This is a genomic window from Azonexus sp. (assembly GCF_041909095.1).
Taxonomy (GTDB): domain Bacteria; phylum Pseudomonadota; class Gammaproteobacteria; order Burkholderiales; family Rhodocyclaceae; genus Azonexus.
In genome coordinates this window covers 33,357-56,978 of record NZ_JAYREB010000003.1, presented here as the reverse complement: position 1 = coordinate 56,978, position 23,622 = coordinate 33,357, and the positions used below count along the sequence as shown (strand labels likewise).

The following is a 23,622-nucleotide window of genomic DNA, read 5'->3' as shown; positions in this document are numbered from 1 at the left end:
TCAGGCATTGACAACCGGCTTGCGCCAGCCAATCACGGTATAAACCAGAATCGCCGTGCCGATCAGGCCGAGGCCGAAGACCAACGCGATCAGGAACCAGTCGGCGGGACCACCGGCATCGGTGAAACCCGACGACGAGACCTTGGCCATCAACACCAGGGCCAGCACGCCGCCCAGCAGGCCGGAGAGTTCAGCCCGCACCAGACGCTTGGAATTGATGCCCTTTTCCTTGGCCAGCAACGCCACAAAAGCTGCCGTACCAGCGATGATGACGAGCAGCATCAGCCACAGCAAGGGCCCAAGCATTTCCTGAAAAACGGCGAGGAAAACCAGCGGATCAAGTTCTTTCATCGTTTGACTCCTTCGAAAATCAGGCGCGACCGCGCAACATGCTGATGTAGGTAGGCTTCAGCGCCATCGTTTTCATCACCCAGCTGATCCACAGCTCTTCGAGCGGCGCGATCACACCTGGGAAGGACGGCGTCAGGTTGTCCTTGTAGTCGAACTCGATCAACATCGCCTGGCCGAGACGGGTGATCAGCGGGCAGGAGGTATAACCGCCGTAATGCGCCGACGATTCCTTGCCTTCGATCTGCGCGACCAGATGATCGACCGCGACCGGCACCTGCCACTTGACGCTCGCCGCAGTCTTGCCCTTGGGCACGCCGGCGACGTCGCCGACGGCGAAAACGTTGTCGAAACGCTTGTGCCGCAGATTGTGCTTGTCAACCTCGATCCAGCCATCGTTGGCCCAGCCGCCTTCCTGCCAGCGCAGCGCACTGTTGCGCACGGCGTCCGGTGCCCGCATCGGCGGAATAACGTTGATGAAGTCGTACTGCAGTTCAATCGGGCCAAGCGCCGTCTTGAAAACGGCAATCCGTTTGCCTAGGTCGATCGATTCCAGGATGCGCTCGTAATTGACCTTGACGCCGCGGTCCTCGAACAGCATGCGCACCTTCTCATGGACGATGGGCACTGAAAACAGCGCCTTGTTGTTGGCGTTGTAGATCAGTTCGGCCTTACCGCGGTTGCCGCGGCGACGCAGGTAATCGTCGGTGATGAAGGTGTACTTGAGCGGCGCCCCGGCACACTTCATTTCCGTCCCCGGCCGCAGGAAGACGCCAACGCCGCCGTTGTCGGCAAAGTTCGACATGGCGCGCCAGGTGGCTTCGGCCTTGGCCGGGCTATGGTAGATGCTGCCCAGGCCATTGTTGCCGATCTGCTCGACATCCATGCCGGCAATCGCCGCGTAGTCCAGCTTGCAACCGGTGGCGACAACCAGATAGTCGTAAGCGATCGCCTTGCCACTGCTGGTGACGATCTTCTTGCCTTCCGGATCGAATTCGGCGACCCCTTCCTCAACCAGTTCGACCCCGGCCGGCACGTAGTCGCGGGTTGCCGAAACGACGTAGGAAGCCGGCTTGATGCCGGAACTGACCAGCGTGAAGCCAGGCTGGTAGAAATGCTCCTTGCGCGCATCGACCAGCGTGATCTTGGCCCCGTCGAGGCGGGCGGCAAGATGCGAGGCAGCCGCCAGACCGGCCGCCCCGGCACCGGCGATGACGATATTTGCCGTCGTCTTGACGCGCGGAGCAGCCTGGGCCGTCGCCGGCCGCAGCAGGATCGTCCCGGCACCAGCCGCCCCCAGCGTCAGGAACGCACGACGATCAAGACGGCCCTTCCCCGCCGCCTCGACCAATTGTTCAACGACTTCTTGTTTCATTCAGGTCTCCTTCCCACGTTAGCGAAACGAATCGAAATATTTTTATATAAGACTATTCTCATACATCAATATATCACAGACCCTGCCGGACACAAGCCCGAATTCCGCTTAGCGCGGGAAATACATTTTTGCCTTGTCGAGCTTGTAGCTCCAGGGAAGATCGGCGTTACGCCAGCCGTTGACGACACGCTGTCCCTTTTTCGGTCCTTCGCTGGCCCGGTCACCTTCAAAACCCTCAACGACACTATAGACCTTGCCGTAGCCGGCGGCGAGCAGTCGGTCGGCAGCCTTGGAGCTGCGGTCGCCGGAACGGCAGATGAGGATCACCGGGGCGTCCTTGCCCAGGCCCAGTGCCTGCATGCGGCGATCGATCTCGGCGACGAAATCCTGGTTCGGTTCCAGCTTGTACATGGTCCGCTTGTCGTCCCAGTCGCTCATGATTTCCTGGTGCTCGACAAAGGGCACCAGCGCATCGACGGTGCTTGCCATGCCGACGTACATGGCTTCGGCGCGGGTGCGGATATCGAAGAAGCCGACGCCCTTCGGATTCGTCACCTTCATGTCCTGTGCCTGCTGCGGCGTCAGGTAGAGGCCGGCCTTGCTCACCTTGATTTCCGGCAGCTTGCTCCAGTCGGTCGAACCCGGCGCCCAGTCGGCGGCGAGGGTCAGGGTGGAAAAGGCCAGCGTCAGGCCGGCCAGGGCAAACTTGAGCGATTTCATAAGGCGATCCCCGGATTGCCGTCGGCTCCCTTGAGCTTGGGCATGTTGAGTTGAACAGGCTTGAGTGTCTTGACGTCACGCAGGTAGCGGGCGACCAGTTCCCAGATCGGCTCGCCGGCATCCTTCGCTTCTTCCGAGACCGGTGCCCAGCCGGCGACCTTGTAGGTCCTGGCCGGGTCGATCAACTGGCCGCGCAGCATCATGTTGCTGATACGCTGGCCGGCCTTGGCGGTCGGGTCGCAGGTGTACTGCAGGCCGCCGACGCGCACCATGTCGCCGCCCTGCTGGTAGTAGGGATCGGGGTTGAACAGATTGTCGCAGACGTCTTCGAGTACCGTCTTGATCATCTCGCCACTCATGTTGCTGACCGTCGTCCACGGGTAGGTGATCGCCGTCTGGTCGAGCACGTGCTCCATCAGGATCGGCTGCCCCGGCAGCAGCGAGGTGCCCCAGCGGAAGCCGGGCGAGAAGGCGATTTCGGCGTCCTTTTCCTTGATCAGCGCGTCGACGATGACCTGGTCGAAAGTGCCGTTGAAATTGCCGCGGCGGTACAGCGTGCCTTCGCTGACGGCGAGCTGCTCGTTGAGCTTGCTCAGGTAAGGCGCGCGGACCTTGTCGATCAGCGCCTGCATCGCCGGGTCGGCGGGCAGCAGGTTGGCGAAGACGGGCAGCAGCTTGTAGCGGTAGCCGGCGATCTTGCCGTTCTTGACGTCGAAGTCGAGGACGCCGAGGTACTTGCCGTTGGAACCGGCGTTGGTGACCAGGGTCTGGCCACCGGCGTTCTTCACCACCACCGGCGCCGGCATGCCGTCGTGGGTGTGGCCGCCGAGGATGGCGTCGATGCCGCGCACGCGCGAGGCCATCTTCAGGTCGACGTCCATGCCGTTGTGCGACAGGACGACGACGACCTGGGCGCCCTTGGCGCGGGCTTCGTCGACCACCGCCTGCATGTTCTCTTCCTGGATGCCGTAGCTCCAGTTCGGCACCTGCCAGCGCGGGTTGGCGATCGGCGTGTACGGGAAGGCCTGGCCGACGATGGCGACCGGCACGCCGTTCATGTTCTTGATCACGTAGGGCTTGAACACCGGATCACCGAAGTCGGCGGTCTTGACGTTCTGGGCGACGATGTCGACGACGCCGGCAAAGTCCTTTTCCTCGATTTCCTTGACCCGCGCCTCGCCGTAGGTGGCTTCCCAGTGCAGGGTCATGACATTGACGCCGAGCGCCTTGCAGGCATCAACCATGTCCTGGGCGTTGGTCCACAGCGCGGTGCCGGAACCCTGCCAGGTGTCGCCGCCGTCGAGCAGCAGCGCCCCCGGGTTGCGCGCCTTCATGCGCTTGACTAGGGTGGCCAGGTGGGCGAAACCGCCGACCTTGCCGTAGGTTTCGGCAGCCTTCTCGAAATTCAGATAGGTGTAGGCATGCGCCTCGATGCTGTTCGGCTTGAAACCGAAGTGCTTGAGCAGCTTGTCACCAACCAGGTGCGGCACCTTGCCGAACTGCTCGCCGAAACCGAGGTTCACGCTCGGCTCGCGGAAATAGATGGGGTTCAGCTGGGCGTGGCAGTCGGTGATGTGCAGCAGGCTGACGTTGCCGAACTTCGGCAGGTCGTACAGCTTGCCGGCGCCCTTCTCGGCCAGCGCCAGTTCGCTGTGCAAGGACATGCCGCCGGCGGCAGCCACCGCCAGCACCTGGAGAAACTCTCGACGATTCATGCTCATGAATGGTTCCCTGAAGAAAAGCCCGGCGGGAATCCGCCGGGCTGGGTCACATCGGTTTTACTTCTTGTTGACCGGCGACTGGGGGTCGAACAGATAGGCCATCAGGTCCTTCATCTGTTTTTCGGTCAGGATTTCCGCGTCGCCATTGCGCGGCATGTTGCTGCAGGCGTTGAAGGCCTTGGCGTTGTAGATCTTGCCCCAGGTGTATTTGACGATGTCGTCGCTGTTGCCCCGGGTCTTGCCGTATTCGAGCAGGCTGGGACCGATGGTGCCGTAGGAGACTTCGTGATGGCTCATCTGGTGACAGTTGTAGCAGCCGCCGCCGTTGTTGTGCGGGGTCTTGTCGGTCCAGGTCAGGCCGCGACCGTCGACAGCAATCTTCTCGCCGGCCTTCCAGTCGCCGAAGTACTTGCCGTCGGCCGGATAGCGGATGGTCTTCAACTGCTCGGCCTCGATCTTCGCCTGCACGGCCTTGGCCGGCGGCTTGTCCTGCGAGCAGGCTTTCTGCAGATCGAGCTGATACATCCGGTGCTTGGCGGCGATGCCGGTCGTCTGGAACGAGCGGTCCATCATCGCCTTGAACTCGGCGTAGGTATCCTCGCTACCGGCCCAGGCCGTCGGCAAGGCAGCCAGCAGAAGGACGACTGTGGTGATTTTCTTCATCTTCGTCTCCTTAGCGCTTGATGCCGGGGGTCACGACCTTGCCGCCATTGGCGTTGGCCGCCAGGTAGACGGAGAGGGCGATGGTCACGTCGGAACCATAGATCGGCTCGGCGGTCCGCTGTTGCCGGAAGCAGTCGTTGAGCCGGTGCTGCATGGTCCAGAATTGACCGTTCGACACCCGGTAGGCCGGCCAGCTGCCCCAACCCGCCGCCGCCCCCGCGTGGCTGCGCAAATCCGGGAGTTCCTGCATGCGGATGCGCTTGCCCTGGTCGCCGTGGCAGGTGGCACAGGAGAAATCCATCGGTCCGGCGCGATAGTAAAAGGCCATCTTGCCCATCTCATACATCTGCTTCATGGCGGGCGGACGCATATCGACCTTGACCTTGTGGCCGTTCGACTGAGTGACGACATAGGCGACCAGAGCCGCCATCTTCTCGCGTTCGCCCTTCAGCCATTTGGCCTTGACGACTTCCTTGGGGTCTATCCCCTGCAGGGTTTCCATGCAGGTCATCAGGCGCGTCTCGAGGTCCTGGACCTTGCCGGTATCCTTGAAATAGCGCGGTAACTGGGCGCTGGCGCCCTTGACGATGCCGGGGCCAAGCCCGAGGTCGCAGCGTTCCAGGGTCGCGTTCTTCGGTCCGCGCGCCGTTTTCCACAACTCCTCGCCTTCGGCAGCGACCAGTTCGGAAGGATTGCCGTCCGCCAGGGCATCGCGGTATTCGTTGATGCCATCCAGCAGTTTGGCACTGGTATCCTCGGCCTGGGCCTGCCCGGCGACGGACAATACGAGGGCCAGGGCTAGTGTTTTCAGCCGCTTGTTCATGAACTCCTCCGTTGTAAGCGTTGTTGCATCAGCCGGTTGCGCTCTGCGGCGCCTGACCGGTACGGGTGGCGGCCTCCCCTGGCCCGCCACCCAAGCGGGTCTCAGGCGATGGCGACTTCGTCGGTCCGCGCCTCGCCCTTGTTGTCCTTCCAGGACACCGCCACCTTGTCGCCGGCAGCGCCACCCTTGAAGCGGAAGGCCAGGTAGGGGTTCTTCGAAACGGCGGTACCGATCTCGCCGGAGAGAACGACCTTGCCATTGTGCGTGGCAGTGATTTCGGTGATGAACCAGGCCGGAATGACGGCACCGTTCGAGTCCTTGCGCTGACCGGTTTCCATTTCATGGGCGATCAGGGCCTTGACTTCGGTAACGCCATCCTTGACGGAGGCGCGGATTCGCATGGGCTTCGTTGCCATATATCTATCTCCTTGAATTCAGTGAAGGATCAGCCGCCGCAGCCGCCGAGGGTGACCTTGATTTCCTTGGTCGCCAGGAAGAACTTGTCGCCAGCCTTGACCAGCGCGTAGACGTTCGAGGTCTGGCCCATCTTGACCCGGGTCTGGACGTTGGCTTCGGTCCCGGCCGGCAGGACGAAGCTGGCGGCCAGCGCGTTCGGGTTCTTCTCGATCAGGATCGCCATCATCGTCGTTCCCGGAATCGCCGAGGTCACGCCGACCGGCACCACGGCACCGTTTTCGGCGATATCCGGACCGGTCACCTGGACATCCTTGCTGTCGGCCGGTTGCGTGGCGCCAAGAGCTTTCAGTGTGTCGGCCATGCTCTTCGCCTCGAAGGCGGCCTTGTTCCAGTCGGCCAGGGCGATGCCCGGCTTGATGATGCCGGCAGCCGCCAGCGCGCCGAGCACGGCAGCGCCGGTCCCGGTCTTCAGTACATTACGACGTTGATTGTTCATGACTTCTCCTCTTTAAAATGGGGAAACCGCTTCCCTGCCTCTTGCTTGCTCAATCGACGGTACGCACGCCGCGCACCGGTCCAAAACTGCGATTCTGCTCTTCCAGATTGCCGTGCGCGGTGCGGGCGTAATCCGGCAACACCGAGCCGACGCGCACTTCCTTCTTGCAATTTTTCATGCAAGCCACATTCTTGACGTCGGGCTTGCCGCCATTGCCGATACCGCCCTTGGCCGCCGGCGCCCCCGGCCACATGCCGTGGTCGGTCGTCATGCCGTAGCGGTTGGGCATCAGCTTCTGCACTTCGGCAATGTTCTTGTCCGAGAGCACGAAATCAGCAGGAACGATGTCCGCCAGGTTCAGGAAATAGGCAAGAATGGCGTAAACCTCGTCCGGCTTCAGCGACTTGGGTTCCGTCCACGGCATGGCCCGGTAAATGTAATCCCACAGGGTCGAAATGGTCGACACCTTGGTGAAAGTCGTGCGCTGCGGAATGCTGTCGGTCAGGAAGCCGCCGACGCGGCCCTTGGCGATGTCTTCCTTGGTCGTACCGCCGATCAGCGGCGTGAACACTTCGTTCGACTCACCGAAAGATCCGTGGCAGGAAGCGCACTTCGCCTCGAACAGGTCGTTGCCCCGCTGCACGTCGCCCGAACCCTTGGGCAGCCCCTTGAAATCCGGACGGACGTCGATGTCCCAGGCCGCCACTTCGGCCGGCGTTGCCTGCCGGCCCAGACCGAAGTTGTCGAAGGCTTGCGCCGAGCAGGCAGCCGCAGCGATGGCAACGGCCAGTAGTGCTTTAGAGAACCTGAACATTGCTGACCTCCCCGTTGGCGGCGACCTTCCAGGTCTGGATGGCGTTGTTGTGATAGATGGACTTGCTGCCGCGCACTTCGCGCAGCTGGCCGTAGGCTGGCTGGACGTAACCGGTTTCGTCGATGGCGCGCGACTGCAGCATCGCCGGCTTGCCGTCCCACACCCAGTCAACGTTGAAACGGGTCAGCGCCTTGTTCTGGACCGGACCTTCGATGCGCGCCGTCTTCCAGTTGATGCCGCCGTCGAAGGAGACATCGACCCGGGTGATCTTGCCGCGTCCCGACCAGGCGATGCCGGTAACGTTGTAGAAACCCTTCTCGAGCAGACGCTGGCCGCCCGACGGCGTCGTGATCACCGACTTGCATTCCTGGATCGAGGTGTATTGGCGATGCTTGCCGTCCGGCATCAGGTCGATGTAATGAACGGCTTCGTCCTTGGTCGCGTAGGGCTGGTCGCCGACTTCGATGCGACGCAGCCACTTGACCCAGGAAACCCCCTGCACGCCGGGGACAACGAGACGCAGCGGATAACCGTTTTCCGGCCGCAGCATCTCGCCGTTTTGACCGTAGGCAACGAAAACCTCGCCGTTCTCGACCATTTCCATCGGGATCGTCCGCGTCATCGACGAACCGTCAGCGCCTTCGGCCAGGACGTAGCGAGCCTTCTTGTAATCGACACCACAGTCTTCCAGCAGCAGGCGCAGCGGCACGCCGGTGAATTCGGAGCAGGAGAGCATGCCGTGCGTGTATTGCACGGTCGGCACCGCGACGTTGCCCCATTCGAGACCGGTGTTGGCGCCGCATTCGATGAAGTGAATGCGCGACACCGACGGCAGGCGCATCAGTTCATCCATGGTGTAGACCTTGGGCTTCTTCAGGAAAGCCGGGTCGGAGCCGTTGATCATCAGGCGATGCTGCGCCGGATCGACATCGTGCCAGCCCTGGTGGTGGCGCTCGAAGTGCAGGCCGGACGGAGTGATGATCCCGAACAGCCCCTGCAGCGGCGTAAACGACACCGAAGCCTGGCCGACCCGGGTCAGGCCCGGCGATTCACGGCGCAACAACTGGCTCTCGTACTTCGACGGCTGACCGTAGGGGTTCATCGCCACCGGCAAGCCCAGCGTGGTCGTCCAGCTGGGCAGGTTGAGAATCGCCGGATCGCCCTCGGCGGCCCGCGCCGCGACCGGCGCCGCGAGCGCGGCGCCGGCAGCGAGAAAGCTCTTGCGCAGGAAATCCCGCCGCCCGGCCGCGACGGACTTGACCTGGTCGTCGCTCAGGAAGTTTTCCGGTGCTCGCTGCAGCCGCCCCGGCAGTTTCGACAAATCACCCATATGTTTCATCCCCTCCGCTTGTGGAATTCAACGATTGCCGCGCTCTACCGTCACCCCGAGATGTTCGCCGATATCCTGACTGGCAACGCTGATGCTGACTGTCCGGCAGATATCGACGAAATTCGGATCGATGACGCGATAGAACACGGAATTCCCGTCCCGACGTCGCCCCACGACCCCTGACCGATAGAGGAGGTTGAGATGCCGGGAAATGTTCGCTTGTGTCAGACCAACCTGATCAACGACTTCATGGACGGGACGTTCCTCGCCACACAGGCAGGAAAGGATGCGCAGACGCGTCGGATCGGCCAGCAGGCTGAAATAATGCGCTACCTGATCGAAGAGTTGGCTTGTCTCGTCCATGTCGTTTTTGATCTAAGTCAAGGCCAATGTATAACTGAGTGTCTATATAGTCAACAACAAATATTGCTGCGTCGCAGCATGTGTTTGCTGCAAAACTGCTATACCCTTGGCAACACGCAGATCACGGCAATCGAAAAAACTCCCGGATCCCGCGCCAAATCGACAACATCCCAGAGGAAGGAGAAGTCTCGATGAAACTTCTGAAATCAACGGCTCTCGCCGGTCTGCTGCTTGCTGCGGCAACTGCGCATGCAGCAGACCCCAACCTTGGCCGCAATCTCGCTGCCACCTGCGCCAACTGCCACGGCACCAACGGCAAGGCCGTTCCCGGCAGCGGCCTCGACGCCCTCGCTGGCGAGAGCAAGGAAAAACTGCTGCAGAAACTCGCCGACTTCAAGAGCGGCGACAAGCCGGCATCGATCATGCACCAGATTTCGCGCGGCTATACCGACGAGCAGTTGCAGCTGATCGCCGAATACTTCGCGGCGCAGAAATAAGGGGGATACGACAATGATGCTGATGAAAAGACGCGACTTTCTCAAGATGAGCGCCGCTGCCGGCGCCATGGCTTCGCTCTACGGCTGCACCGCCGGCACCAAGGCCGGCGGCCACGTTGTCGTGGTCGGCGGCGGCTACGGCGGGGCGACGATCGCCAAGTACCTGCGCATGTGGAGCCAGGGCGGCGTCCAGGTGACCCTAGTCGAGCGCAATCCGACCTTCATCTCCTGCCCGATCTCCAATCTGGTGATCGGCGGCGACAAGACGATGGAAGACATCACCGTCAGCTACGACAACCTCAGGAACAAGTGGGGCGTACGCGTGGTTCAGGACGAAGTGCTCGGCGTCGATGCCGGCAAGCGCACGGTGACGCTGGCCAAGGGCGGCAGCCTGAGCTACGACCGGCTGGTCCTCTCGCCCGGGGTCGATTTCATGTTCGAGCAGATTCCCGGCCTGAACAATGCCACGGCTCAGCAGAAAATCCTGCACGCCTGGAAAGCCGGCGCGCAAACCGTTGCCCTGCGCCAGCAACTGGAAGCGATGCCAGACGGCGGCGTCTACGCGATCGCCCTCCCCAAGGCACCGTACCGCTGCCCACCCGGGCCGTACGAGCGTGCCTGCCTGGTCGCCAACTATTTCAAGAAGGCCAAGCCGAAATCGAAGGTCGTCATCCTCGACGCCAACGAGGACGTCCAGTCGAAAAAGGCCTTGTTCATGAAGGCCTGGGCCGACCTCTACAAGGGCATGATCGAGTACCGCAACAACAGCGAGGTCAAGGATATCGACGTCGCCAACAATACGGCGATCCTCGAATTCGACCAGTTCAAGGCCGACGTGCTCAACATCATCCCGCCGATGCGCGCCGGCAACATCGCCGCCAAGTCGGGGCTGAAGCTGGTCAACAACCGCTGGGTGGATATCAACTGGCTGTCGATGGAATCGACCAGCACGCCGGGGGTGCACGTCCTTGGCGACGCCATTTTCCCGGCACCGACGATGCCCAAGTCCGGCCACATGGCGAACCAGCATGGCAAGCTGGCAGCGGCGGCGATCCTCAACCTGCTCGCCGGCCAGGAACCCAGTCCGGCGCCGGTGGTGATGAACACCTGCTACAGCTTCGTCGATTCGAAGAACGTCATCCACGTCGCCTCGGTGCATCAGTACGATGCCGCGACCAAGCTGGTGCAACCGGTCAAGGGCGCCGGCGGCGTCTCGGCGGCGCGCAACGAGCTCGAAGGCAAGGTGGCGCTGGCCTGGGCGAAAAACATCTGGGCCGACATGCTGGCCTGAACCTCGCCCACCAATGCAAACGGCCGCCCGCGGGCGGCCGTTTTTCTTTCAGCCGGTGCTCAGTCGAGCGTCGCGATGTAGGCGGCGACCGCGTGCCGTTCGAGATCGGACAGCTTGGAGGCGACGGTATGCATCACCGCGTTGTCGTTGGTCCGCTCGCGGTTGTTGAACAGGCGCAGTTGTTCCTCGGTATAGCGCGGATGCTGCCCGGCCAGGCGCGGCAGCTGCGGCGTGCCGTGACCCTTGGCGCCATGGCAGCTGGAACAGCTGGGCAGGCCGGAGAACTGGTTACCGCGCTGGAAAACGAAGCGGCCGACGGCGACCAGATCGGCATCGCTGACTTCACGTCCGGGCACCTGCTTCTTCTCGAAGAAATGTCCCAGTGCCTTCATGTCCTCCGGGGTCAGCTCCTCGGACTGCGGCTTCATCGTCTCGCTCTTGCGCTTGCCCGACTTGAAGTCACCGAGTTGCTTGGCGATGTACTCCCAGTGCTGACCGGCCAGCCGGGGAAAGACCGCGCTCGCCGCTTCCCCTTCCATGCCGTGGCAGAGGAAGCAACGCCCGCCGACAATTTCCTCGGCGCGCGCCAGCGCTGCCGCATCCTGAGCGCAGGCCGTACCGGCCAGGCCTGCCACGACCGCGAACCCGACCGCAAATCTTGCCAATCCCTTCATCTTTCGTCTCCGCCGTTGATTTTGTAATGAACTTCAGCAAATCGTAATTTGCTTGCGCAGGACTTGCAAGACTTCAGGCATGCCCGGTGCTGCCGAAGCCACCTTCGCCACGATCGCTGGCGGAAAATTCGTCAACCACGTTGAAACCGACCTGCAGGACCGGCACCACGACGAGCTGGGCGATGCGCTCGAGCGGCGCGATGTTGAACGGCAGCTGGCCGCGGTTCCACATCGACACCATCAACTGCCCTTGATAGTCGCTGTCGATCAGCCCGACCAGGTTGCCGAGAACGATGCCGTGCTTGTGGCCGAGCCCCGAGCGCGGCAGGATCATCGCCGCCAGGCCGGGATCGGCAAGATGGATGGCCAGACCGGTCGGCACCAGCACGGTCTGCCCCGGCGCCAGTTCAAGCGCCTCGTCGAGGCAGGCGCGCAGGTCCAGGCCGGCAGAGCCGGGCGTCGCGTAGTGCGGCGGGTTGTCCTTGAGGCGGGAGTCGAGAATTTTGACGTCGATGCGATGCATTAGGAGTTTCCTGTCAGTCGGGCAATGTGTTCGATCAGTTGCCGGGCCAGCAGGTCCTTGCTGGCCGGCGCGAGAGGATGGCTGCCGTGGTCGTCGAACAGCACCAAACGGTTGTCGTCACCGCCGAAGCCGTCCTGGATCAGGTTGCCGGCGATCAGCGGGATTTTCTTCTTCTGCCGCTTGGCCTGCGCGTAGGCCTCGAGATTGCGGCTTTCCGCGGCGAAGCCGACGCAGAACGGGCCGCCCGGCAAGGCCGCAACCTCGGCCAGGATGTCCGGATTCTCGACCAGTTCGATCGCCGGCACGCCGCCGTGGTCCTTCTTCAATTTGTGCTCGGCGGCATTGGCAACCCGGTAATCGGCGACCGCGGCAACGCCGATGAAGATATCCGTAGCCGCCGCCCGCGCCATCACCGCGCCGTGCATGTCGAGTGCGCTGCGCACCATGATCCGCTCAACCCCCAGCGGCGCCGCCAGCGCCACCGGTCCGGAAACCAGAGTAACTTCGGCACCGGCCTGCCGAGCGGCGCGGGCGATCGCGTAGCCCATGCGCCCGGACGACAGGTTGGTGATGCCGCGCACCGGATCGATCGCTTCGAAAGTCGGTCCGGCAGTCATCAGCAAGCGCCGCCCGGCCAGGCATTTGGCGGCCAGGAAATCAATCACCCGTTCGACGATTTCCTCGGGCTCGAGCATCCGCCCCGGTCCGACTTCGCCGCAGGCCTGGGCACCGCTGGCCGGACCGAGCAGGCCGACGCCGTCCGCCGCCAGTTGCGCGACGTTGCGCTGTGTCGCCGGGTTCTCCCACATCTGGCGGTTCATCGCTGGCGCCACCAGCAAGGGGCAAGCGCGTGCCAGCACCATGGTCGCCAGCAGATCGTCAGCCAGGCCATGAACGATGCGTGCCAGGAAATCCGCCGTCGCCGGCGCCACCAGGATCAGGTCGGCCTGCCGCGAGAGATCGATGTGCGCCATGCCGTTGGGCATCGTCGGGTCCCACTGGTCGGTGAATACCGGTTTGCCGGACAGGGCCTGGAAGGTGGTCGGCGTGACGAAGTGGGTTGCCCCTTCGCTCATCGCCACCTGGACATCTGCCCCCTGGCGCACCAGCAGGCGGACCAGTTCCGCCGCCTTGTAGGCGGCGATACCACCCGTGACACCGAGCACGATACGCTTGCCACTTAATTCCATTGTCATTTATTGGTAAGATAGCCGGACCCGTATTCTACTGGAGTCCGGAACATGGCGATCACCGATTGGCCGGCCAGCGAAAGACCCCGCGAGAGACTGCTCACCCTCGGGCCGCAAGCGCTCTCCGACGCCGAACTGCTGGCGATCTACCTACGCGTCGGCGTACGGGGCCGCAGCGCCGTCGACCTCGCCCGCGACCTGCTGCGCCGCCACGACGGTCGCCTGAGCAAGCTGGCCACCGCACCGCTGGCGCAACTGGCGGCAACGCCGGGCATCGGCCAGGCCAAGGCAGCGCAATTGCAGGCCAGTTTTGAACTGGCGCGCCGCGCGCTCGTTGAGGAAATGGGCGAACGCGACAACTTCAGCTCGCCGGAACTGGTCCGCGACTGGCTGCGCCTGCAACTCGCGATGCACCAGCACGAAGTCTTCATGGCGCTCTGGCTGGACGCCCAGAACCGGCTGCTGCTTGCGGAAACCTTGTTTACCGGCACCCTGACCCAAACTTCGGTCTATCCCCGGGAAGTGGTCAAGCGCGCCCTGAGCACCAATGCCGCCGCCGTCATCCTGGCGCACAACCATCCTTCGGGCCTGGCCGAACCCTCCAACGCCGACCAGTTGCTCACCGGCAGCCTCAAGCAGGCGCTGGCGCTGGTCGACGTCCGCCTGCTCGACCACTTCATCGTTGCCGGCAACGCCCGCCCGCTCTCGTTCGCCGAACGCGGGTTGATTTGAAGCGAAAAAAACTTGCCCTGACAATACCTTCCGGTTAGAATCACGGGCTTTCTTCTAGCCAATTCTGGAGCACCATCATGGCGCGAGTCTGCCAAGTAACGGGTAAAGGCCCGATGGTTGGGAACAACGTTTCCCACGCCAATAACAAAACGAAGCGCCGCTTCCTGCCGAATTTGCAGTATCGTCGCTTCTGGGTCGAAAGCGAGAACCGCTTCGTCCGTCTGCGCGTTTCCAACGCCGGTCTGCGCGTCATCGACAAGAAGGGCATCGATGCCGTCCTGTCCGACCTCCGCGCCCGCGGCGAAATCTAATCAAGAGGAACTGACAAATGGCTAGCAAAGGCGGTCGCGAAAAGATCAAGCTGGAATCCACCGCGGGTACCGGTCACTTCTACACCACTTCCAAGAACAAGCGCACGACGCCTGAAAAACTGGAATTCATGAAGTACGACCCGAAGGCCCGCAAGCATGTGGCCTACAAGGAAATCAAGCTGAAGTAAGTTCAGCCGATTAAAAAACCCGCCGCCGGCGGGTTTTTTATTGCCTCCAGGATCAGTTACCCCGCTTTCCCAGCAGCAACGCGTACAGCGCAATCCCGGCAAACAGCAGCAACGACCAGTTGGCCATCGACAGCCCAAGGAAAACCCATTCCTTGCTCGAACAGAAACCGGTGGCCATGAACAGCGACGGCCACTCCATACCCAACCAATCGACCAGACGCTCGATCACGTCAGGATCGCTGAAACCGCACTCCGGCGCCAGATCGGGATAAGCCTGCATCCAGGTCTGGTAGGCCGCGATCCCGACCCCGAGCAAGGCCAGCCCACCAATCGCCAGTGCCCAGAGCGGCGCGAGAAGTGGCATCAGAAAACCCAGCAAGGCCAGCCCGCCAATCAGGAGATACAGCACGCGCTGAAAGATGCAGTAAGGACAAGGGGAAAGACTGAGCAAGTGCTGCAACTGCAAGCCAGCCGCAGCAACACCAAAACCACCCAAGGCCAGCGCAGCGAACCAGGCCCGCAAGGGATAGCGGGCGAAAAACCCGGAAAAAACAGCGAACATCAAAACCTCCAAAACCAACAATACCGGACAATATTTCGCAAAAATCTTGCGAACATGGTTTGATTACCGCAAAATGTAAAAATAAAGCGCCGAAAAGGCCACATTATTGCGGAGACAAGTTTTGCCCAACCCTTCCCCACAGCGGGACAGCGAGCATCTGCTCGCCCTGCTCGCGGCGTGCAATACGCCACGGCTGTCAGCCTCCGAGGAGGCGTCAATGTTACGCCAACAATGCCAACTCCTTGTCGATCGCGGCGGCTATCTCTCGGCTGGCGTTGCGCTTGCTGGCAACGAGACACCAGAGGGCAGCGAAGCGGACACCAGCGTCATCGCCCACGTCGCCGTAGCGCCTGCCGGATCCCCCCAAACGGCAGCGACGGCGACGTTGACCCTGCACCTCGACGAAGCACGAACCCAGGGAAAACTGCACATCGAGAAAACCGGACAGGATTTTACGGCTGCCGAGCGGCTTGCGCTCGACATCGTGGCCAAGAACATGGGCGCCACCCTGTCCCGCATCCGCCAGGCGAGCGCCGGCAGACAGCTCGAATCCCGCTTGCGGCAACTGTCCCGGGCGCTCGATTCAAGTCTCAACGGTGTCATGATCACTTCCTCAACCCAGCTCGATCATCCCATTGTCTACGTCAATCCTGCTTTCGAGCGGATCACCGGCTACCGGGCGGCGGAAGTCATTGGCCGCAGCGGTCGCTTCCTGGTCGGCCAGGATCTCCAGCAACGCGGCCTGGCCGCGATCCGCGAAGCCCTGCGCAAGCGCCGCCAGGCGCATGCCATCCTGCGCAACTATCGCAAGGACGGCTCGCTGTTCTGGAACGAATTGTTCATTGCCCCCGTCCGCGACGAAAGTGGCAGTTTCACGACACATTTCGTCAGCATCATCAACGACGTCAGCGAACGCATCAACTACGAAAAGCAGCTGGAATTCCACGCCACCCACGATCCCATGACAGGGATGGCCAACCGCAACCTGCTCGGCGACCGGATCGCCCAGGCGATTCTCCAGGCCCGCACTGATGGCCTGATGAGCGGGGTACTGCAATTGGGCCTGGATCGCTTCCGCTGGATCAACGACAGCCTGGGCCACGAATCGGCCAACGCAGTCCTGAAAGTGGTCGCCCAGCGCCTGCGCGAGTGCGTCCGCGACACCGACACGGTGGCCCGCCTCGGCGGCGACGAATTTGTCGTTGTCATCGGCCGCTTGACGGCCGCGGACGAACTGGCCAACACCGCCAGCAAAATCCTGCACGCAATCAATCAACCGATTCCCTGCGCCGATCGTGAAATTGTCATCACCGCCTCGCTTGGCGCTGCCGTCTATCCGCGCGACGGCGAGCAGGGAGAGACCCTGCTGCGCCATGCCGATATCGCGATGCATCAGGCGAAAGCGGGGGAGCGCAACAGCTACCGCTTTTTCATGCCGACGACGCGACCGTCCGTCATCGACCCTCTCAGTCTGGAGGGCGATTTGCGCCACGCCATCGCCCACGGCGAACTGGTGGTGCACTACCAGCCGCTGGTCGAACTGGCCGGCGGCGCGATCATCGGCGCCGAAGCACTGGTGCGTTGGCAGCATCCGCAACGGGGGATGATCCCGCCCGGCGAATTCATCCCACTGGCTGAAGAAAGCGGACTGATCATCGAGCTCGGCGAACAGGTGCTGCAACAGGTTTGCCGCGATCTCCGGCAATGGCGCGAGCACGGCCTGCCAAGCGGACGGATTTCCATCAACCTGTCGGCCCGTCAGTTCCGGCGTGACAACCTGGCGGCCAGCATCCGGCGAACGCTCGCCGAGTACGGCATCGCCGGAGAACAATTGGCATTCGAGTTGACCGAGAGCGTAGTCATGCACGACCTCGAGCACACCTCGCAGGTACTGCGCGAAATTCGCGACCTCGGCGCCCATATCTCCCTCGACGATTTCGGCACCGGTTACTCCAGTCTCGCCTACCTGCGCCGGCTACCGCTCGACATCCTGAAAATCGACCGCAGCTTCATCCGCGACCTGCATCTTGAACCGGATGCGGCGGCGATCGCCCAGGCGGTCATCGCCATGGCTCACAAACTGGGGCTTGGCGTCGTCGCCGAAGGGGTCGAGTGCAGGGAACAACTGGACCTGCTGCGGGAATTCGATTGCGAGGAAGGACAAGGCTTTCTTTTCAGCCCCCCCCTCCCTTCCGGGCAGTACTGCGCGCTGCTGATCGGAGGGCGACTGGCGCTTCCGGACACCGAGACCAGCCGCCTCTGCGATCCAGCCCTGAGCAGCCATCACCGGCCACGGCAAAAAGAAAGGGCCAGCAGCATTGCTGCTGGTTGATTTTCCCTGTGGACCGCCGCCCCTTCGCTCGCTAAACTGGCGCCCATGACCACGCGCATCCTGCTTGTCGAAGACGACGAACGTCTGGCCGGACTGACGGCCGAATACCTGTCCCGCAACGATCTCGAAGTCAGCATCGAGCCCCGCGGCGATACCGCCGAGGCCCGCATCCTCGCCGAACAGCCCGACCTCGTGATACTCGACGTGATGCTGCCCGGCAAGGACGGCTTCGAGGTCTGCCGTGGCATCCGCCAGCACTACCGCGGCGTCATCCTGATGCTGACCGCCCGCGACGAGGATTTCGACCAGATTCTCGGCCTTGAACTCGGCGCCGACGACTACATTGCCAAACCGGTGCAACCGCGCGTCCTGCTGGCACGGATCAAGGCCTTGCTGCGCCGCCTGCCGGTGGCCGGCGATGACCCCAGCGACAGCGACTCGCAGGTCTTCGGCCAGTTCCGCATCAGCCAGGCAACCCGCACCGCCACCCTCAATGGCCAGGCGATCGACCTGACCACTGCCGAATTCGACCTCCTCTGGCTGCTCGCCAGCCACGCCGGCAACGTGCTGTCGCGCGACGATCTGCTGCAGGAATTACGCGGCATCGGCTTCGACGGCCTCGACCGCTCGATCGACGCCCGCATCTCCCGCCTGCGCAAGAAGCTGAACGACGACCCGGAAAACCCGACCCGCATCAAGACGGTGCGCGGCAAGGGCTACCTGTTCAGCAAGCATGACTGGAACTGAGGCGGATACCGGCGACACCGGCAAAGCAGGTCGCCAGGGCCTGGCCCGTTCGTTGTTCCGGGTTTCCTTGCCGCGCTGGCGGGGCAGCCGCTACAGTCTGTCCAAGCTCTTCCTCAATTTCTACCTGCTGGCGATGGGCTCCTTCGTCGCCATCGCCTTCATCGCCGATTTCATCATCTCGACGGCGCAGCAAGGCATTACCGACGACTATGCCCGCCGCTTCATGCGCGGCACCATCACCCTGATCGAGGATGAACTGTTCCGCCACCCACGCCGCCAGTGGGAACGCAAGATCCGGGAGATCGACGACAAGTTTTCCTACAAGCTCGACATCGTCGAGCGCCGCTCGCTTGACATCCGCCTGACCAGCGCCCAGGTAGAAAAACTGGACGCCGGCGACATCGCCATCGCCCACGACCACGACGTGATGTATCACCGTCTGGGCACCAGCAGCAAAGTGCTGGTCGTCGGCCCCCTGTCGGCCACCCGCAATCCCGAACACAATGAACGCCTGCCGCTTGATCTGCGGCTACGCCTGCTGACCTGGAGCCTGATCGGCGTCATCTTCGCGATCGCCCTCTGGTTCTGGGTGCGACCGGTCTGGCGCGACCTCGAATCGCTGCGCCAGACGGCGCGCGACCTTGGCGACGGCAACTTCGAAGCAGCACCGCCCGTCGTGCACACCCAACTGTTCGCTCCGCTTGCCGATACCCTGACCAGCATGGCTGAGCGCGTCCGGCAATTGCTGGCCACGCACCGGGAGCTTTCCTGCGGCATTTCGCATGAACTGCGCACGCCGATCGCCCGCATGCGCTTCGCGCTGGAAATGCTCTCGGAAACCGCCGAACTTGCGGAACGACAGCGTCTCTGGGCGATGATGGAGGCCGACCTCGACGAACTCGATCAATTGATCGACACCAGCCTGACCTACGCGCGTTTCGAACGCGAAGCCCCCGAAGCCCATTTTTCCAGCGTCGCCTTTGCCAACTGGCTAGGTGACGAGGTCGATTCAGTCAGGCTGCTCGGCCGTCAATTGAATGTCAGCGTCGACACCAGCCAGTTGCCGGAAAACCTGCGGGTCGACCTCGATCGCAAGGCCATGCCCTACGCACTGCGCAACCTGCTGCGCAATGCCTTCAAGTACGCAGCCCGGGAAATCCGGGTCAGCAGCGAACTCCTCGGCGACCAGATTGCCGTGCATGTCGACGACGACGGCATCGGTATTCCGGAAAGCGAGCGCGAACACATCTTCTCGGCCTTCACCCGCCTCGATCGCTCGCGCGATCGTTCAACCGGCGGCTATGGTCTGGGCCTAGCGATCGCCAGACGCGTTCTTGAACTGCACGGCGGAACCGCCTACGCCTCTGCGTCACCGCTTGGTGGTGCCCGCTTCACTTTACGCTGGATGGCACACCAGTAGCTGCACGGTTACACACCGTCATCATACGCAGCCTTGTGGTTACTTCGCCGCCACGCAGCAAGCACAGCCTCGCCCGGCGGATTTACCTAGAATGACCGCCATGACGAACCCGGCACCATCCCAGGAAATGGAAGAGGACATCATGCTCGAAACCAACATCAAGGCCTTCATCGCCGCCGCCCGCCACTACCTGCTCGGCCTCGTTCCACCGCCGGCAGCAACCCCGCAACTGGCAAGCATCCCGGTCATGCGTCAGCGTTGAACCGTCTTGCCGTGTCGGGCGACCTGCCACTCCACGAAAGCCTGGCGGTCTTCCTCGGGGTGACCGGTGGACAATGGCTGATCGAGGGCGACGCCGACCCGCTGAAAGCACTACTGCTGGCGCTTGCAGTAGGTGTGGGAATTCATCTGGCAAGGTGCCTGCGGTCAAACGACCGGGACTGAATTGCCCCTTCATGGGCCGCACCGTGTTGCGGCCGTCCTGGTTGGCTCAGCGTGTCAGCCAGTAAAGCGCAGTAATCGTTTTGGCGTCCGTAATCTCGCCGGCGAAGATCGCTTCCCGGGCAGCCGCCGGTGAAAGCTGCAAGACATCCAGAAATTCGTTGTGATCGAGCGCCTGCGCACCAACTGAGCGCAAGCCGCGGGCCAGGAAAATCTCGATCCGCTCGTCGGAATAACCGATGCAGGGATGCATCGTCCCCAGATGCTCCCATGCCTCAGCCTGATGGCCGGTCTCCTCGAGCAGTTCGCGTTGTGCGGTGTCAAGAAGCGTCTCGCCGGGATCGATCTTGCCGGCCGGCAGTTCGAGAAACACCTGGCGTAGCGGATAACGGAACTGGCGCTCAAACAGCAGATTGCCATTGGGCAACTGCGCCAGGATCACCACCGCGCCAGGATGGCGGATATATTCCCTGACCGAGATCTTGCCATCGGGCAGACGCACTTGATCCCGCCTGACGTCGAGCATGACGCCCTTGAAAACCGATTCGCTTTCCACTTCGGCTTCGCGCAGATGGCTATCCGCCCCCATGATTCACTCCAGAAAAAACGCCCCGACCAGCGGGGCGTCAGTTCAATCTGAAAACGCGATTTACAGCGAGCGCAGCAGCGCGTATGCGCAGAGCGACATCAGCACCTGCGGGAAGACGCCCAGAACCGCGACCGCCAGGCCGTTGGCCGAAATCAGCAGGCGCATGTCGAGACCGGCCGAAATTGGCGTTTCGTCGGTGGGCGCATCGAAGTACATCAGCTTGACGACGCGCAGGTAGTAGAAGGCCCCGATCAACGAGAAGAGGATGGCGACGATCGCCAGCCACAGGTAATCGGCGGCGACCACCGCCTGCAGCACCGAGAACTTGGCGAAGAAGCCGATGAAGAACGGCACGCCTGCCATCGAGAACATCAGCATCATCATGATCGCCGCGAACCACGGGCTGCGCTTGTTTAGTCCCTTGTAGTCGTCGAGATTGTCCGCCTCGAAACCGGCGCGAGCCATCAGCAGGATCATGCCGAAGGTACCGGCCGACATCAGCACGTAGGAAATCACGTAGAACATCGACGAGCTGTAGGCATTGAGCGCGTAACGCGCGTCACCGGAAACGACGCCGGTGACGATGCCGAGCAGCATGAAGCCCATGTGCGAGATCGCCGAATAGGCCAGCATCCGCTTCAGGCTGGTCTGGGCGATGGCGGCGAGGTTGCCGACGGCCATCGACAGCACCGAGAGGACAATCAGCATGTCCTGCCAATCCGCCGCCAGGGTGATCAGACCACCGACCAGCAGCCGCATGACGATGGCGAAGGCGGCCAGCTTCGGCGCCGAGCCGATGAGCAGGGTCACCGTCGTCGGCGCACCGTGGTAGACGTCAGGCACCCACATGTGGAAAGGAACCACGCCGAGTTTGAAAGCCAGCCCGGCGACCAGGAAAACCAGGCCGAAGACCAGCACGGTGCGGTTGCTTTCGGCGTTGTAGAGGGTCTCGGCGATCTTGGTGATTTCCAGCGTGCCGGTGCCGCCGTAGATCATCGACATGCCGTAGAGCAGCATGCCGGAAGCCAGCGCACCAAGGATGAAGTACTTCATCGCCGCTTCAGTGGAAGCGACGCTATCGCGGTTCATCGCCACCATGCCGTAGAGCGACAGCGACAGCAATTCGAGACCGACGTAGATGGTGACGAAGTTGTTGGCCGAGATCATCACCATCATGCCCAGGGTCGCGGTCAGCGCCAGCACGTAGTACTCACCCTTGTTCATCGTCGGGCGGTCGAACAGATAACCGCGGGAGTAGAACAAGACGACGATCATCGTCATATAGACGAAGAGCTTCAGCAGGTCGGCCATCATGTCGTCGACGAACATGTTGCTGAAGGTGTAGGTGATGTCGGCGGTGCTGGTATAGACCTGGATCGCGGCGCAGCCGAGCAACGTCAACTGGGTCAGCAGGAAGGTCGGCGTCCGGCGGCTGTCCTTGACGAACAGGTCGACCATCAGGATGACCAGCAACATCGCCGCCAGGAAAATTTCCGATGCAGCGGGCAGGAGATCGGGAACAACGAAATTGTCGAACATGTCGGCTACCGTTTATTGAATCTTGCTGATGGCCACGTGACGCAGCAGGTCATTGACCGATGCGTGCATGAAGTCGGTGAAGGCCTGGGGATAGAGACCCATCCACAGGGTGCACAGGGCGAGTACGGCGAGGATGGCGAATTCGCGGCCATTGATGTCGCTCAGTTCGGCGACGTGATGGTTGGCGACTTCGCCGAAAATCACCCGCTTGTACATCCACAGGGTGTAGGCCGCACCAAGGATCAGCGAGGTCGCGGCAGCGAAGGCAACCCAGAAGTTGAACTTGACGGCGCCCAGGATGACCATGAATTCGCCGACGAAACCGGAAGTCGCCGGCAGGCCGGCGTTGGCCATCGAGAACAGCATGAACAGCGCGGCAAACTTCGGCATGGTGTGGACGACACCGCCGTAATCGGCAATCTGCCGGCTATGCACGCGGTCGTACATGACGCCGATCGAGAAGAACATCGCGCCGGAAACAAAACCGTGCGAAACCATCTGCACCAGCGCGCCTTCGATACCCATCGCGCTGAACATGAAGAAGCCCAGCGTGACGAAGCCCATGTGGGCGATCGACGAGTAAGCGACCAGCTTCTTCATGTCTTCCTGGATCAGCGCGACGAAGCCGATGTAGACCACAGCAATCAGCGACAGCGCGATGACCAGCCCGGACAATTCGTGTGATGCATCCGGGGCGATCGGCAGCGAGAAGCGCAGGAAACCGTAGGCGCCCAGCTTGAGGCCGATTGCCGCCAGGACGATGGAACCGCCGGTCGGCGCTTCGACGTGGGCATCCGGCAACCAGGTGTGAACAGGCCACATCGGCACCTTGACCGCGAAGGCGATCAGGAAGGCGAGGAAAACGCCGATCTGCGGCGCCATGCCAAGCGGCAACTGGTGCCAGTCGAGAATCGAGAAGCTGCCGCCGGACTGGAAGAACAGGAACATCTGCGCAATCAGGAAGAGCAGCGAGCCGAACAGGGTGTAGAGGAAGAACTTGAACGCGGCGTACACCCGGCGCGGACCGCCCCAGACGCCGATGATCAGGTAGAGCGGGATCAACGAAGCTTCGAAGAAGACGTAGAAGAGGATGCCGTCAAGCGCGGTGAAGATGCCGTTCATCAGCCCGGACATGATCAGGAAGGCGGCCATGTACTGGGCGACCTTCTCCTTGATCACCTCCCAACCGGCAGCAACGACGATGATCGTGATGAAGGCATTGAGGATCACGAACAACATCGAGATGCCATCGACCCCAAGGTGATAGTGGATGTTGAATCGCGGAATCCAGCTATGCAGTTCGACGAACTGCATGGCGCCCTGCGACACATCGAACCCGGTCCACAACGGCAGGGTGACCAGGAAACCAAGTACTGCGCCGACCAGGGCGAGCATCCTGGCCATGGGCGCATTACGGTCGCCACCGGTCAGCAGGACGATACCGCCTGCGACGATGGGAACCCAGATGGCGAGAGATAGCAGCGGGTAATTCGACATGTTATTCCTTGCTGTTCTG

Annotated in this window: 28 protein-coding genes; 10 read left to right on the top strand and 18 right to left on the bottom strand. The window is 62.1% G+C overall.

What is annotated here, in order from left to right:
- The 11 genes from ACE3OV_RS08485 to ACE3OV_RS08435 form a co-directional block, all read right to left on the bottom strand.
- Positions 1-351, bottom strand: coding sequence for a DUF5368 domain-containing protein (locus tag ACE3OV_RS08485; protein WP_374326554.1), 351 nt, complete (start codon positions 349-351; stop codon positions 1-3).
- 19 nt (positions 352-370) lie between these two features.
- Entirely contained in the window at positions 371-1,723 is a 1,353-nt protein-coding gene (locus ACE3OV_RS08480) for an NAD(P)/FAD-dependent oxidoreductase (protein ID WP_374326553.1), read from the bottom strand.
- A 108-nt stretch (positions 1,724-1,831) separates the two neighbouring features.
- Positions 1,832-2,443, bottom strand: coding sequence for a rhodanese-like domain-containing protein (locus ACE3OV_RS08475; RefSeq protein WP_374326552.1), 612 nt, complete (start codon positions 2,441-2,443; stop codon positions 1,832-1,834).
- Positions 2,440-4,164 carry a thiosulfohydrolase SoxB gene (soxB, locus tag ACE3OV_RS08470; RefSeq protein WP_374326551.1) on the bottom strand — a complete coding sequence of 575 codons (1,725 nt, stop codon included), beginning with the start codon at positions 4,162-4,164 and terminating at the stop codon, positions 2,440-2,442. Before soxB ends, ACE3OV_RS08475 begins: the two co-directional genes overlap by 4 nt.
- Positions 4,165-4,221: 57 nt before the next feature.
- The gene (soxX, locus tag ACE3OV_RS08465; RefSeq protein WP_374326550.1) at positions 4,222-4,827 is read right to left on the bottom strand and encodes a sulfur oxidation c-type cytochrome SoxX; all 606 of its coding nucleotides are present in this window, start codon (positions 4,825-4,827) and stop codon (positions 4,222-4,224) included.
- A gap of 10 nt (positions 4,828-4,837) precedes the next feature.
- The gene (gene soxA, locus ACE3OV_RS08460) at positions 4,838-5,650 is read right to left on the bottom strand and encodes a sulfur oxidation c-type cytochrome SoxA (protein ID WP_374326549.1); all 813 of its coding nucleotides are present in this window, start codon (positions 5,648-5,650) and stop codon (positions 4,838-4,840) included.
- A 101-nt stretch (positions 5,651-5,751) separates the two neighbouring features.
- A complete protein-coding gene (gene soxZ, locus ACE3OV_RS08455) occupies positions 5,752-6,066 on the bottom strand; it encodes a thiosulfate oxidation carrier complex protein SoxZ (protein ID WP_374326548.1) in 315 nt (104 codons plus the stop codon).
- Positions 6,067-6,095: 29 nt separating this feature from the next.
- Positions 6,096-6,563 (bottom strand): thiosulfate oxidation carrier protein SoxY, encoded by a 468-nt coding sequence (gene soxY, locus ACE3OV_RS08450; protein WP_374326547.1) that lies wholly within the window; start codon positions 6,561-6,563, stop codon positions 6,096-6,098.
- A gap of 49 nt (positions 6,564-6,612) precedes the next feature.
- Entirely contained in the window at positions 6,613-7,377 is a 765-nt protein-coding gene (locus ACE3OV_RS08445; protein WP_374326546.1) for a c-type cytochrome, read from the bottom strand.
- Entirely contained in the window at positions 7,361-8,707 is a 1,347-nt protein-coding gene (gene soxC, locus ACE3OV_RS08440; protein WP_374326545.1) for a sulfite dehydrogenase, read from the bottom strand. The genes ACE3OV_RS08445 and soxC overlap by 17 nt, the downstream gene beginning before the upstream one ends.
- Positions 8,708-8,734: 27 nt before the next feature.
- The gene (locus tag ACE3OV_RS08435; RefSeq protein ID WP_374326544.1) at positions 8,735-9,070 is read right to left on the bottom strand and encodes an ArsR/SmtB family transcription factor; all 336 of its coding nucleotides are present in this window, start codon (positions 9,068-9,070) and stop codon (positions 8,735-8,737) included.
- Between the two features lie 191 nt (positions 9,071-9,261).
- Here ACE3OV_RS08435 and ACE3OV_RS08430 point away from each other — a divergent pair, with 191 nt between their 5' ends.
- The gene (locus ACE3OV_RS08430) at positions 9,262-9,567 is read left to right on the top strand and encodes a cytochrome c (protein WP_374326543.1); all 306 of its coding nucleotides are present in this window, start codon (positions 9,262-9,264) and stop codon (positions 9,565-9,567) included.
- Between the two features lie 13 nt (positions 9,568-9,580).
- A complete protein-coding gene (locus tag ACE3OV_RS08425; RefSeq protein WP_374326542.1) occupies positions 9,581-10,858 on the top strand; it encodes an FCSD flavin-binding domain-containing protein in 1,278 nt (425 codons plus the stop codon).
- Positions 10,859-10,917: 59 nt separating this feature from the next.
- On the opposite strand, the gene ACE3OV_RS08420 is transcribed toward ACE3OV_RS08425, so the two are convergent.
- The 3 genes from ACE3OV_RS08420 to coaBC all read right to left on the bottom strand — a co-directional run bounded on the left by ACE3OV_RS08420 (position 10,918) and on the right by coaBC (position 13,245).
- Complete coding sequence (locus ACE3OV_RS08420; RefSeq protein ID WP_374326541.1) at positions 10,918-11,532, bottom strand: cytochrome c; 615 nt, start codon at positions 11,530-11,532, stop codon at positions 10,918-10,920.
- A gap of 73 nt (positions 11,533-11,605) precedes the next feature.
- Positions 11,606-12,055, bottom strand: a complete 450-nt coding sequence (gene dut, locus ACE3OV_RS08415; protein WP_374326540.1) for a dUTP diphosphatase — start codon at positions 12,053-12,055, stop codon at positions 11,606-11,608.
- The gene (gene coaBC, locus ACE3OV_RS08410) at positions 12,055-13,245 is read right to left on the bottom strand and encodes a bifunctional phosphopantothenoylcysteine decarboxylase/phosphopantothenate--cysteine ligase CoaBC (protein ID WP_374326799.1); all 1,191 of its coding nucleotides are present in this window, start codon (positions 13,243-13,245) and stop codon (positions 12,055-12,057) included. The genes dut and coaBC overlap by 1 nt, the downstream gene beginning before the upstream one ends.
- A gap of 51 nt (positions 13,246-13,296) precedes the next feature.
- On the opposite strand from coaBC, the gene radC reads away from it, so the two are divergent.
- The 3 genes from radC (at position 13,297) to rpmG (ending at position 14,476) form a co-directional block, all read left to right on the top strand.
- Positions 13,297-13,977 carry a DNA repair protein RadC gene (radC, locus tag ACE3OV_RS08405; RefSeq protein ID WP_374326539.1) on the top strand — a complete coding sequence of 227 codons (681 nt, stop codon included), beginning with the start codon at positions 13,297-13,299 and terminating at the stop codon, positions 13,975-13,977.
- Between the two features lie 77 nt (positions 13,978-14,054).
- Positions 14,055-14,288: a 50S ribosomal protein L28 gene (gene rpmB / locus ACE3OV_RS08400; RefSeq protein WP_374326538.1), complete on the top strand. Its 234-nt coding sequence runs from the start codon at positions 14,055-14,057 to the stop codon at positions 14,286-14,288.
- 17 nt (positions 14,289-14,305) lie between these two features.
- The gene (gene rpmG / locus ACE3OV_RS08395) at positions 14,306-14,476 is read left to right on the top strand and encodes a 50S ribosomal protein L33 (protein WP_374326537.1); all 171 of its coding nucleotides are present in this window, start codon (positions 14,306-14,308) and stop codon (positions 14,474-14,476) included.
- 52 nt (positions 14,477-14,528) lie between these two features.
- Here the strand turns inward: rpmG and ACE3OV_RS08390 are convergent, their stop codons facing one another.
- Positions 14,529-15,038: a disulfide bond formation protein B gene (locus ACE3OV_RS08390; RefSeq protein ID WP_374326536.1), complete on the bottom strand. Its 510-nt coding sequence runs from the start codon at positions 15,036-15,038 to the stop codon at positions 14,529-14,531.
- Positions 15,039-15,255: 217 nt separating this feature from the next.
- On the opposite strand from ACE3OV_RS08390, the gene ACE3OV_RS08385 reads away from it, so the two are divergent.
- The 5 genes from ACE3OV_RS08385 to ACE3OV_RS08365 all read left to right on the top strand — a co-directional run bounded on the left by ACE3OV_RS08385 (position 15,256) and on the right by ACE3OV_RS08365 (position 19,981).
- The gene (locus ACE3OV_RS08385) at positions 15,256-17,370 is read left to right on the top strand and encodes a putative bifunctional diguanylate cyclase/phosphodiesterase (protein WP_374326535.1); all 2,115 of its coding nucleotides are present in this window, start codon (positions 15,256-15,258) and stop codon (positions 17,368-17,370) included.
- 45 nt (positions 17,371-17,415) lie between these two features.
- The gene (locus ACE3OV_RS08380; protein ID WP_374326534.1) at positions 17,416-18,117 is read left to right on the top strand and encodes a winged helix-turn-helix domain-containing protein; all 702 of its coding nucleotides are present in this window, start codon (positions 17,416-17,418) and stop codon (positions 18,115-18,117) included.
- Entirely contained in the window at positions 18,104-19,537 is a 1,434-nt protein-coding gene (locus ACE3OV_RS08375; RefSeq protein ID WP_374326533.1) for an ATP-binding protein, read from the top strand. The genes ACE3OV_RS08380 and ACE3OV_RS08375 overlap by 14 nt, the downstream gene beginning before the upstream one ends.
- 91 nt (positions 19,538-19,628) lie before the next feature.
- Positions 19,629-19,799, top strand: a complete 171-nt coding sequence (locus ACE3OV_RS08370; RefSeq protein WP_374326532.1) for a hypothetical protein — start codon at positions 19,629-19,631, stop codon at positions 19,797-19,799.
- Complete coding sequence (locus ACE3OV_RS08365; RefSeq protein WP_374326531.1) at positions 19,796-19,981, top strand: hypothetical protein; 186 nt, start codon at positions 19,796-19,798, stop codon at positions 19,979-19,981. The genes ACE3OV_RS08370 and ACE3OV_RS08365 overlap by 4 nt, the downstream gene beginning before the upstream one ends.
- Before the next feature lie 46 nt (positions 19,982-20,027).
- On the opposite strand, the gene ACE3OV_RS08360 is transcribed toward ACE3OV_RS08365, so the two are convergent.
- Genes ACE3OV_RS08360 through ACE3OV_RS08350 form a run of 3 tightly spaced genes read right to left on the bottom strand, consistent with a single transcriptional unit; the run spans position 20,028 to position 23,603 of the window.
- Entirely contained in the window at positions 20,028-20,567 is a 540-nt protein-coding gene (locus ACE3OV_RS08360; RefSeq protein WP_374326530.1) for an NUDIX domain-containing protein, read from the bottom strand.
- A 60-nt stretch (positions 20,568-20,627) separates the two neighbouring features.
- Complete coding sequence (gene nuoN, locus ACE3OV_RS08355) at positions 20,628-22,106, bottom strand: NADH-quinone oxidoreductase subunit NuoN (RefSeq protein WP_374326529.1); 1,479 nt, start codon at positions 22,104-22,106, stop codon at positions 20,628-20,630.
- Positions 22,107-22,118: 12 nt separating this feature from the next.
- Positions 22,119-23,603, bottom strand: a complete 1,485-nt coding sequence (locus ACE3OV_RS08350; RefSeq protein ID WP_374326528.1) for an NADH-quinone oxidoreductase subunit M — start codon at positions 23,601-23,603, stop codon at positions 22,119-22,121.
- Positions 23,604-23,622 lie beyond the last annotated feature (19 nt).

What these genes read in the sequence shown, in the direction of transcription:
- ACE3OV_RS08485 (WP_374326554.1), bottom strand. Translation starts at nt 351, where the DNA reads ATGAAAGAACTTGATCCGCTGGTTTTCCTCGCCGTTTTTCAGGAAATG.
- ACE3OV_RS08480 (WP_374326553.1), bottom strand. Translation starts at nt 1,723, where the DNA reads ATGAAACAAGAAGTCGTTGAACAATTGGTCGAGGCGGCGGGGAAGGGC.
- ACE3OV_RS08475 (WP_374326552.1), bottom strand. Translation starts at nt 2,443, where the DNA reads ATGAAATCGCTCAAGTTTGCCCTGGCCGGCCTGACGCTGGCCTTTTCC.
- soxB (WP_374326551.1), bottom strand. Translation starts at nt 4,164, where the DNA reads ATGAGCATGAATCGTCGAGAGTTTCTCCAGGTGCTGGCGGTGGCTGCC.
- soxX (WP_374326550.1), bottom strand. Translation starts at nt 4,827, where the DNA reads ATGAAGAAAATCACCACAGTCGTCCTTCTGCTGGCTGCCTTGCCGACG.
- soxA (WP_374326549.1), bottom strand. Translation starts at nt 5,650, where the DNA reads ATGAACAAGCGGCTGAAAACACTAGCCCTGGCCCTCGTATTGTCCGTC.
- soxZ (WP_374326548.1), bottom strand. Translation starts at nt 6,066, where the DNA reads ATGGCAACGAAGCCCATGCGAATCCGCGCCTCCGTCAAGGATGGCGTT.
- soxY (WP_374326547.1), bottom strand. Translation starts at nt 6,563, where the DNA reads ATGAACAATCAACGTCGTAATGTACTGAAGACCGGGACCGGCGCTGCC.
- ACE3OV_RS08445 (WP_374326546.1), bottom strand. Translation starts at nt 7,377, where the DNA reads ATGTTCAGGTTCTCTAAAGCACTACTGGCCGTTGCCATCGCTGCGGCT.
- soxC (WP_374326545.1), bottom strand. Translation starts at nt 8,707, where the DNA reads ATGGGTGATTTGTCGAAACTGCCGGGGCGGCTGCAGCGAGCACCGGAA.
- ACE3OV_RS08435 (WP_374326544.1), bottom strand. Translation starts at nt 9,070, where the DNA reads ATGGACGAGACAAGCCAACTCTTCGATCAGGTAGCGCATTATTTCAGC.
- ACE3OV_RS08430 (WP_374326543.1), top strand. Translation starts at nt 9,262, where the DNA reads ATGAAACTTCTGAAATCAACGGCTCTCGCCGGTCTGCTGCTTGCTGCG.
- ACE3OV_RS08425 (WP_374326542.1), top strand. Translation starts at nt 9,581, where the DNA reads ATGATGCTGATGAAAAGACGCGACTTTCTCAAGATGAGCGCCGCTGCC.
- ACE3OV_RS08420 (WP_374326541.1), bottom strand. Translation starts at nt 11,532, where the DNA reads ATGAAGGGATTGGCAAGATTTGCGGTCGGGTTCGCGGTCGTGGCAGGC.
- dut (WP_374326540.1), bottom strand. Translation starts at nt 12,055, where the DNA reads ATGCATCGCATCGACGTCAAAATTCTCGACTCCCGCCTCAAGGACAAC.
- coaBC (WP_374326799.1), bottom strand. Translation starts at nt 13,245, where the DNA reads ATGGAATTAAGTGGCAAGCGTATCGTGCTCGGTGTCACGGGTGGTATC.
- radC (WP_374326539.1), top strand. Translation starts at nt 13,297, where the DNA reads ATGGCGATCACCGATTGGCCGGCCAGCGAAAGACCCCGCGAGAGACTG.
- rpmB (WP_374326538.1), top strand. Translation starts at nt 14,055, where the DNA reads ATGGCGCGAGTCTGCCAAGTAACGGGTAAAGGCCCGATGGTTGGGAAC.
- rpmG (WP_374326537.1), top strand. Translation starts at nt 14,306, where the DNA reads ATGGCTAGCAAAGGCGGTCGCGAAAAGATCAAGCTGGAATCCACCGCG.
- ACE3OV_RS08390 (WP_374326536.1), bottom strand. Translation starts at nt 15,038, where the DNA reads ATGTTCGCTGTTTTTTCCGGGTTTTTCGCCCGCTATCCCTTGCGGGCC.
- ACE3OV_RS08385 (WP_374326535.1), top strand. Translation starts at nt 15,256, where the DNA reads ATGTTACGCCAACAATGCCAACTCCTTGTCGATCGCGGCGGCTATCTC.
- ACE3OV_RS08380 (WP_374326534.1), top strand. Translation starts at nt 17,416, where the DNA reads ATGACCACGCGCATCCTGCTTGTCGAAGACGACGAACGTCTGGCCGGA.
- ACE3OV_RS08375 (WP_374326533.1), top strand. Translation starts at nt 18,104, where the DNA reads ATGACTGGAACTGAGGCGGATACCGGCGACACCGGCAAAGCAGGTCGC.
- ACE3OV_RS08370 (WP_374326532.1), top strand. Translation starts at nt 19,629, where the DNA reads ATGACCGCCATGACGAACCCGGCACCATCCCAGGAAATGGAAGAGGAC.
- ACE3OV_RS08360 (WP_374326530.1), bottom strand. Translation starts at nt 20,567, where the DNA reads ATGGGGGCGGATAGCCATCTGCGCGAAGCCGAAGTGGAAAGCGAATCG.
- nuoN (WP_374326529.1), bottom strand. Translation starts at nt 22,106, where the DNA reads ATGTTCGACAATTTCGTTGTTCCCGATCTCCTGCCCGCTGCATCGGAA.
- ACE3OV_RS08350 (WP_374326528.1), bottom strand. Translation starts at nt 23,603, where the DNA reads ATGTCGAATTACCCGCTGCTATCTCTCGCCATCTGGGTTCCCATCGTC.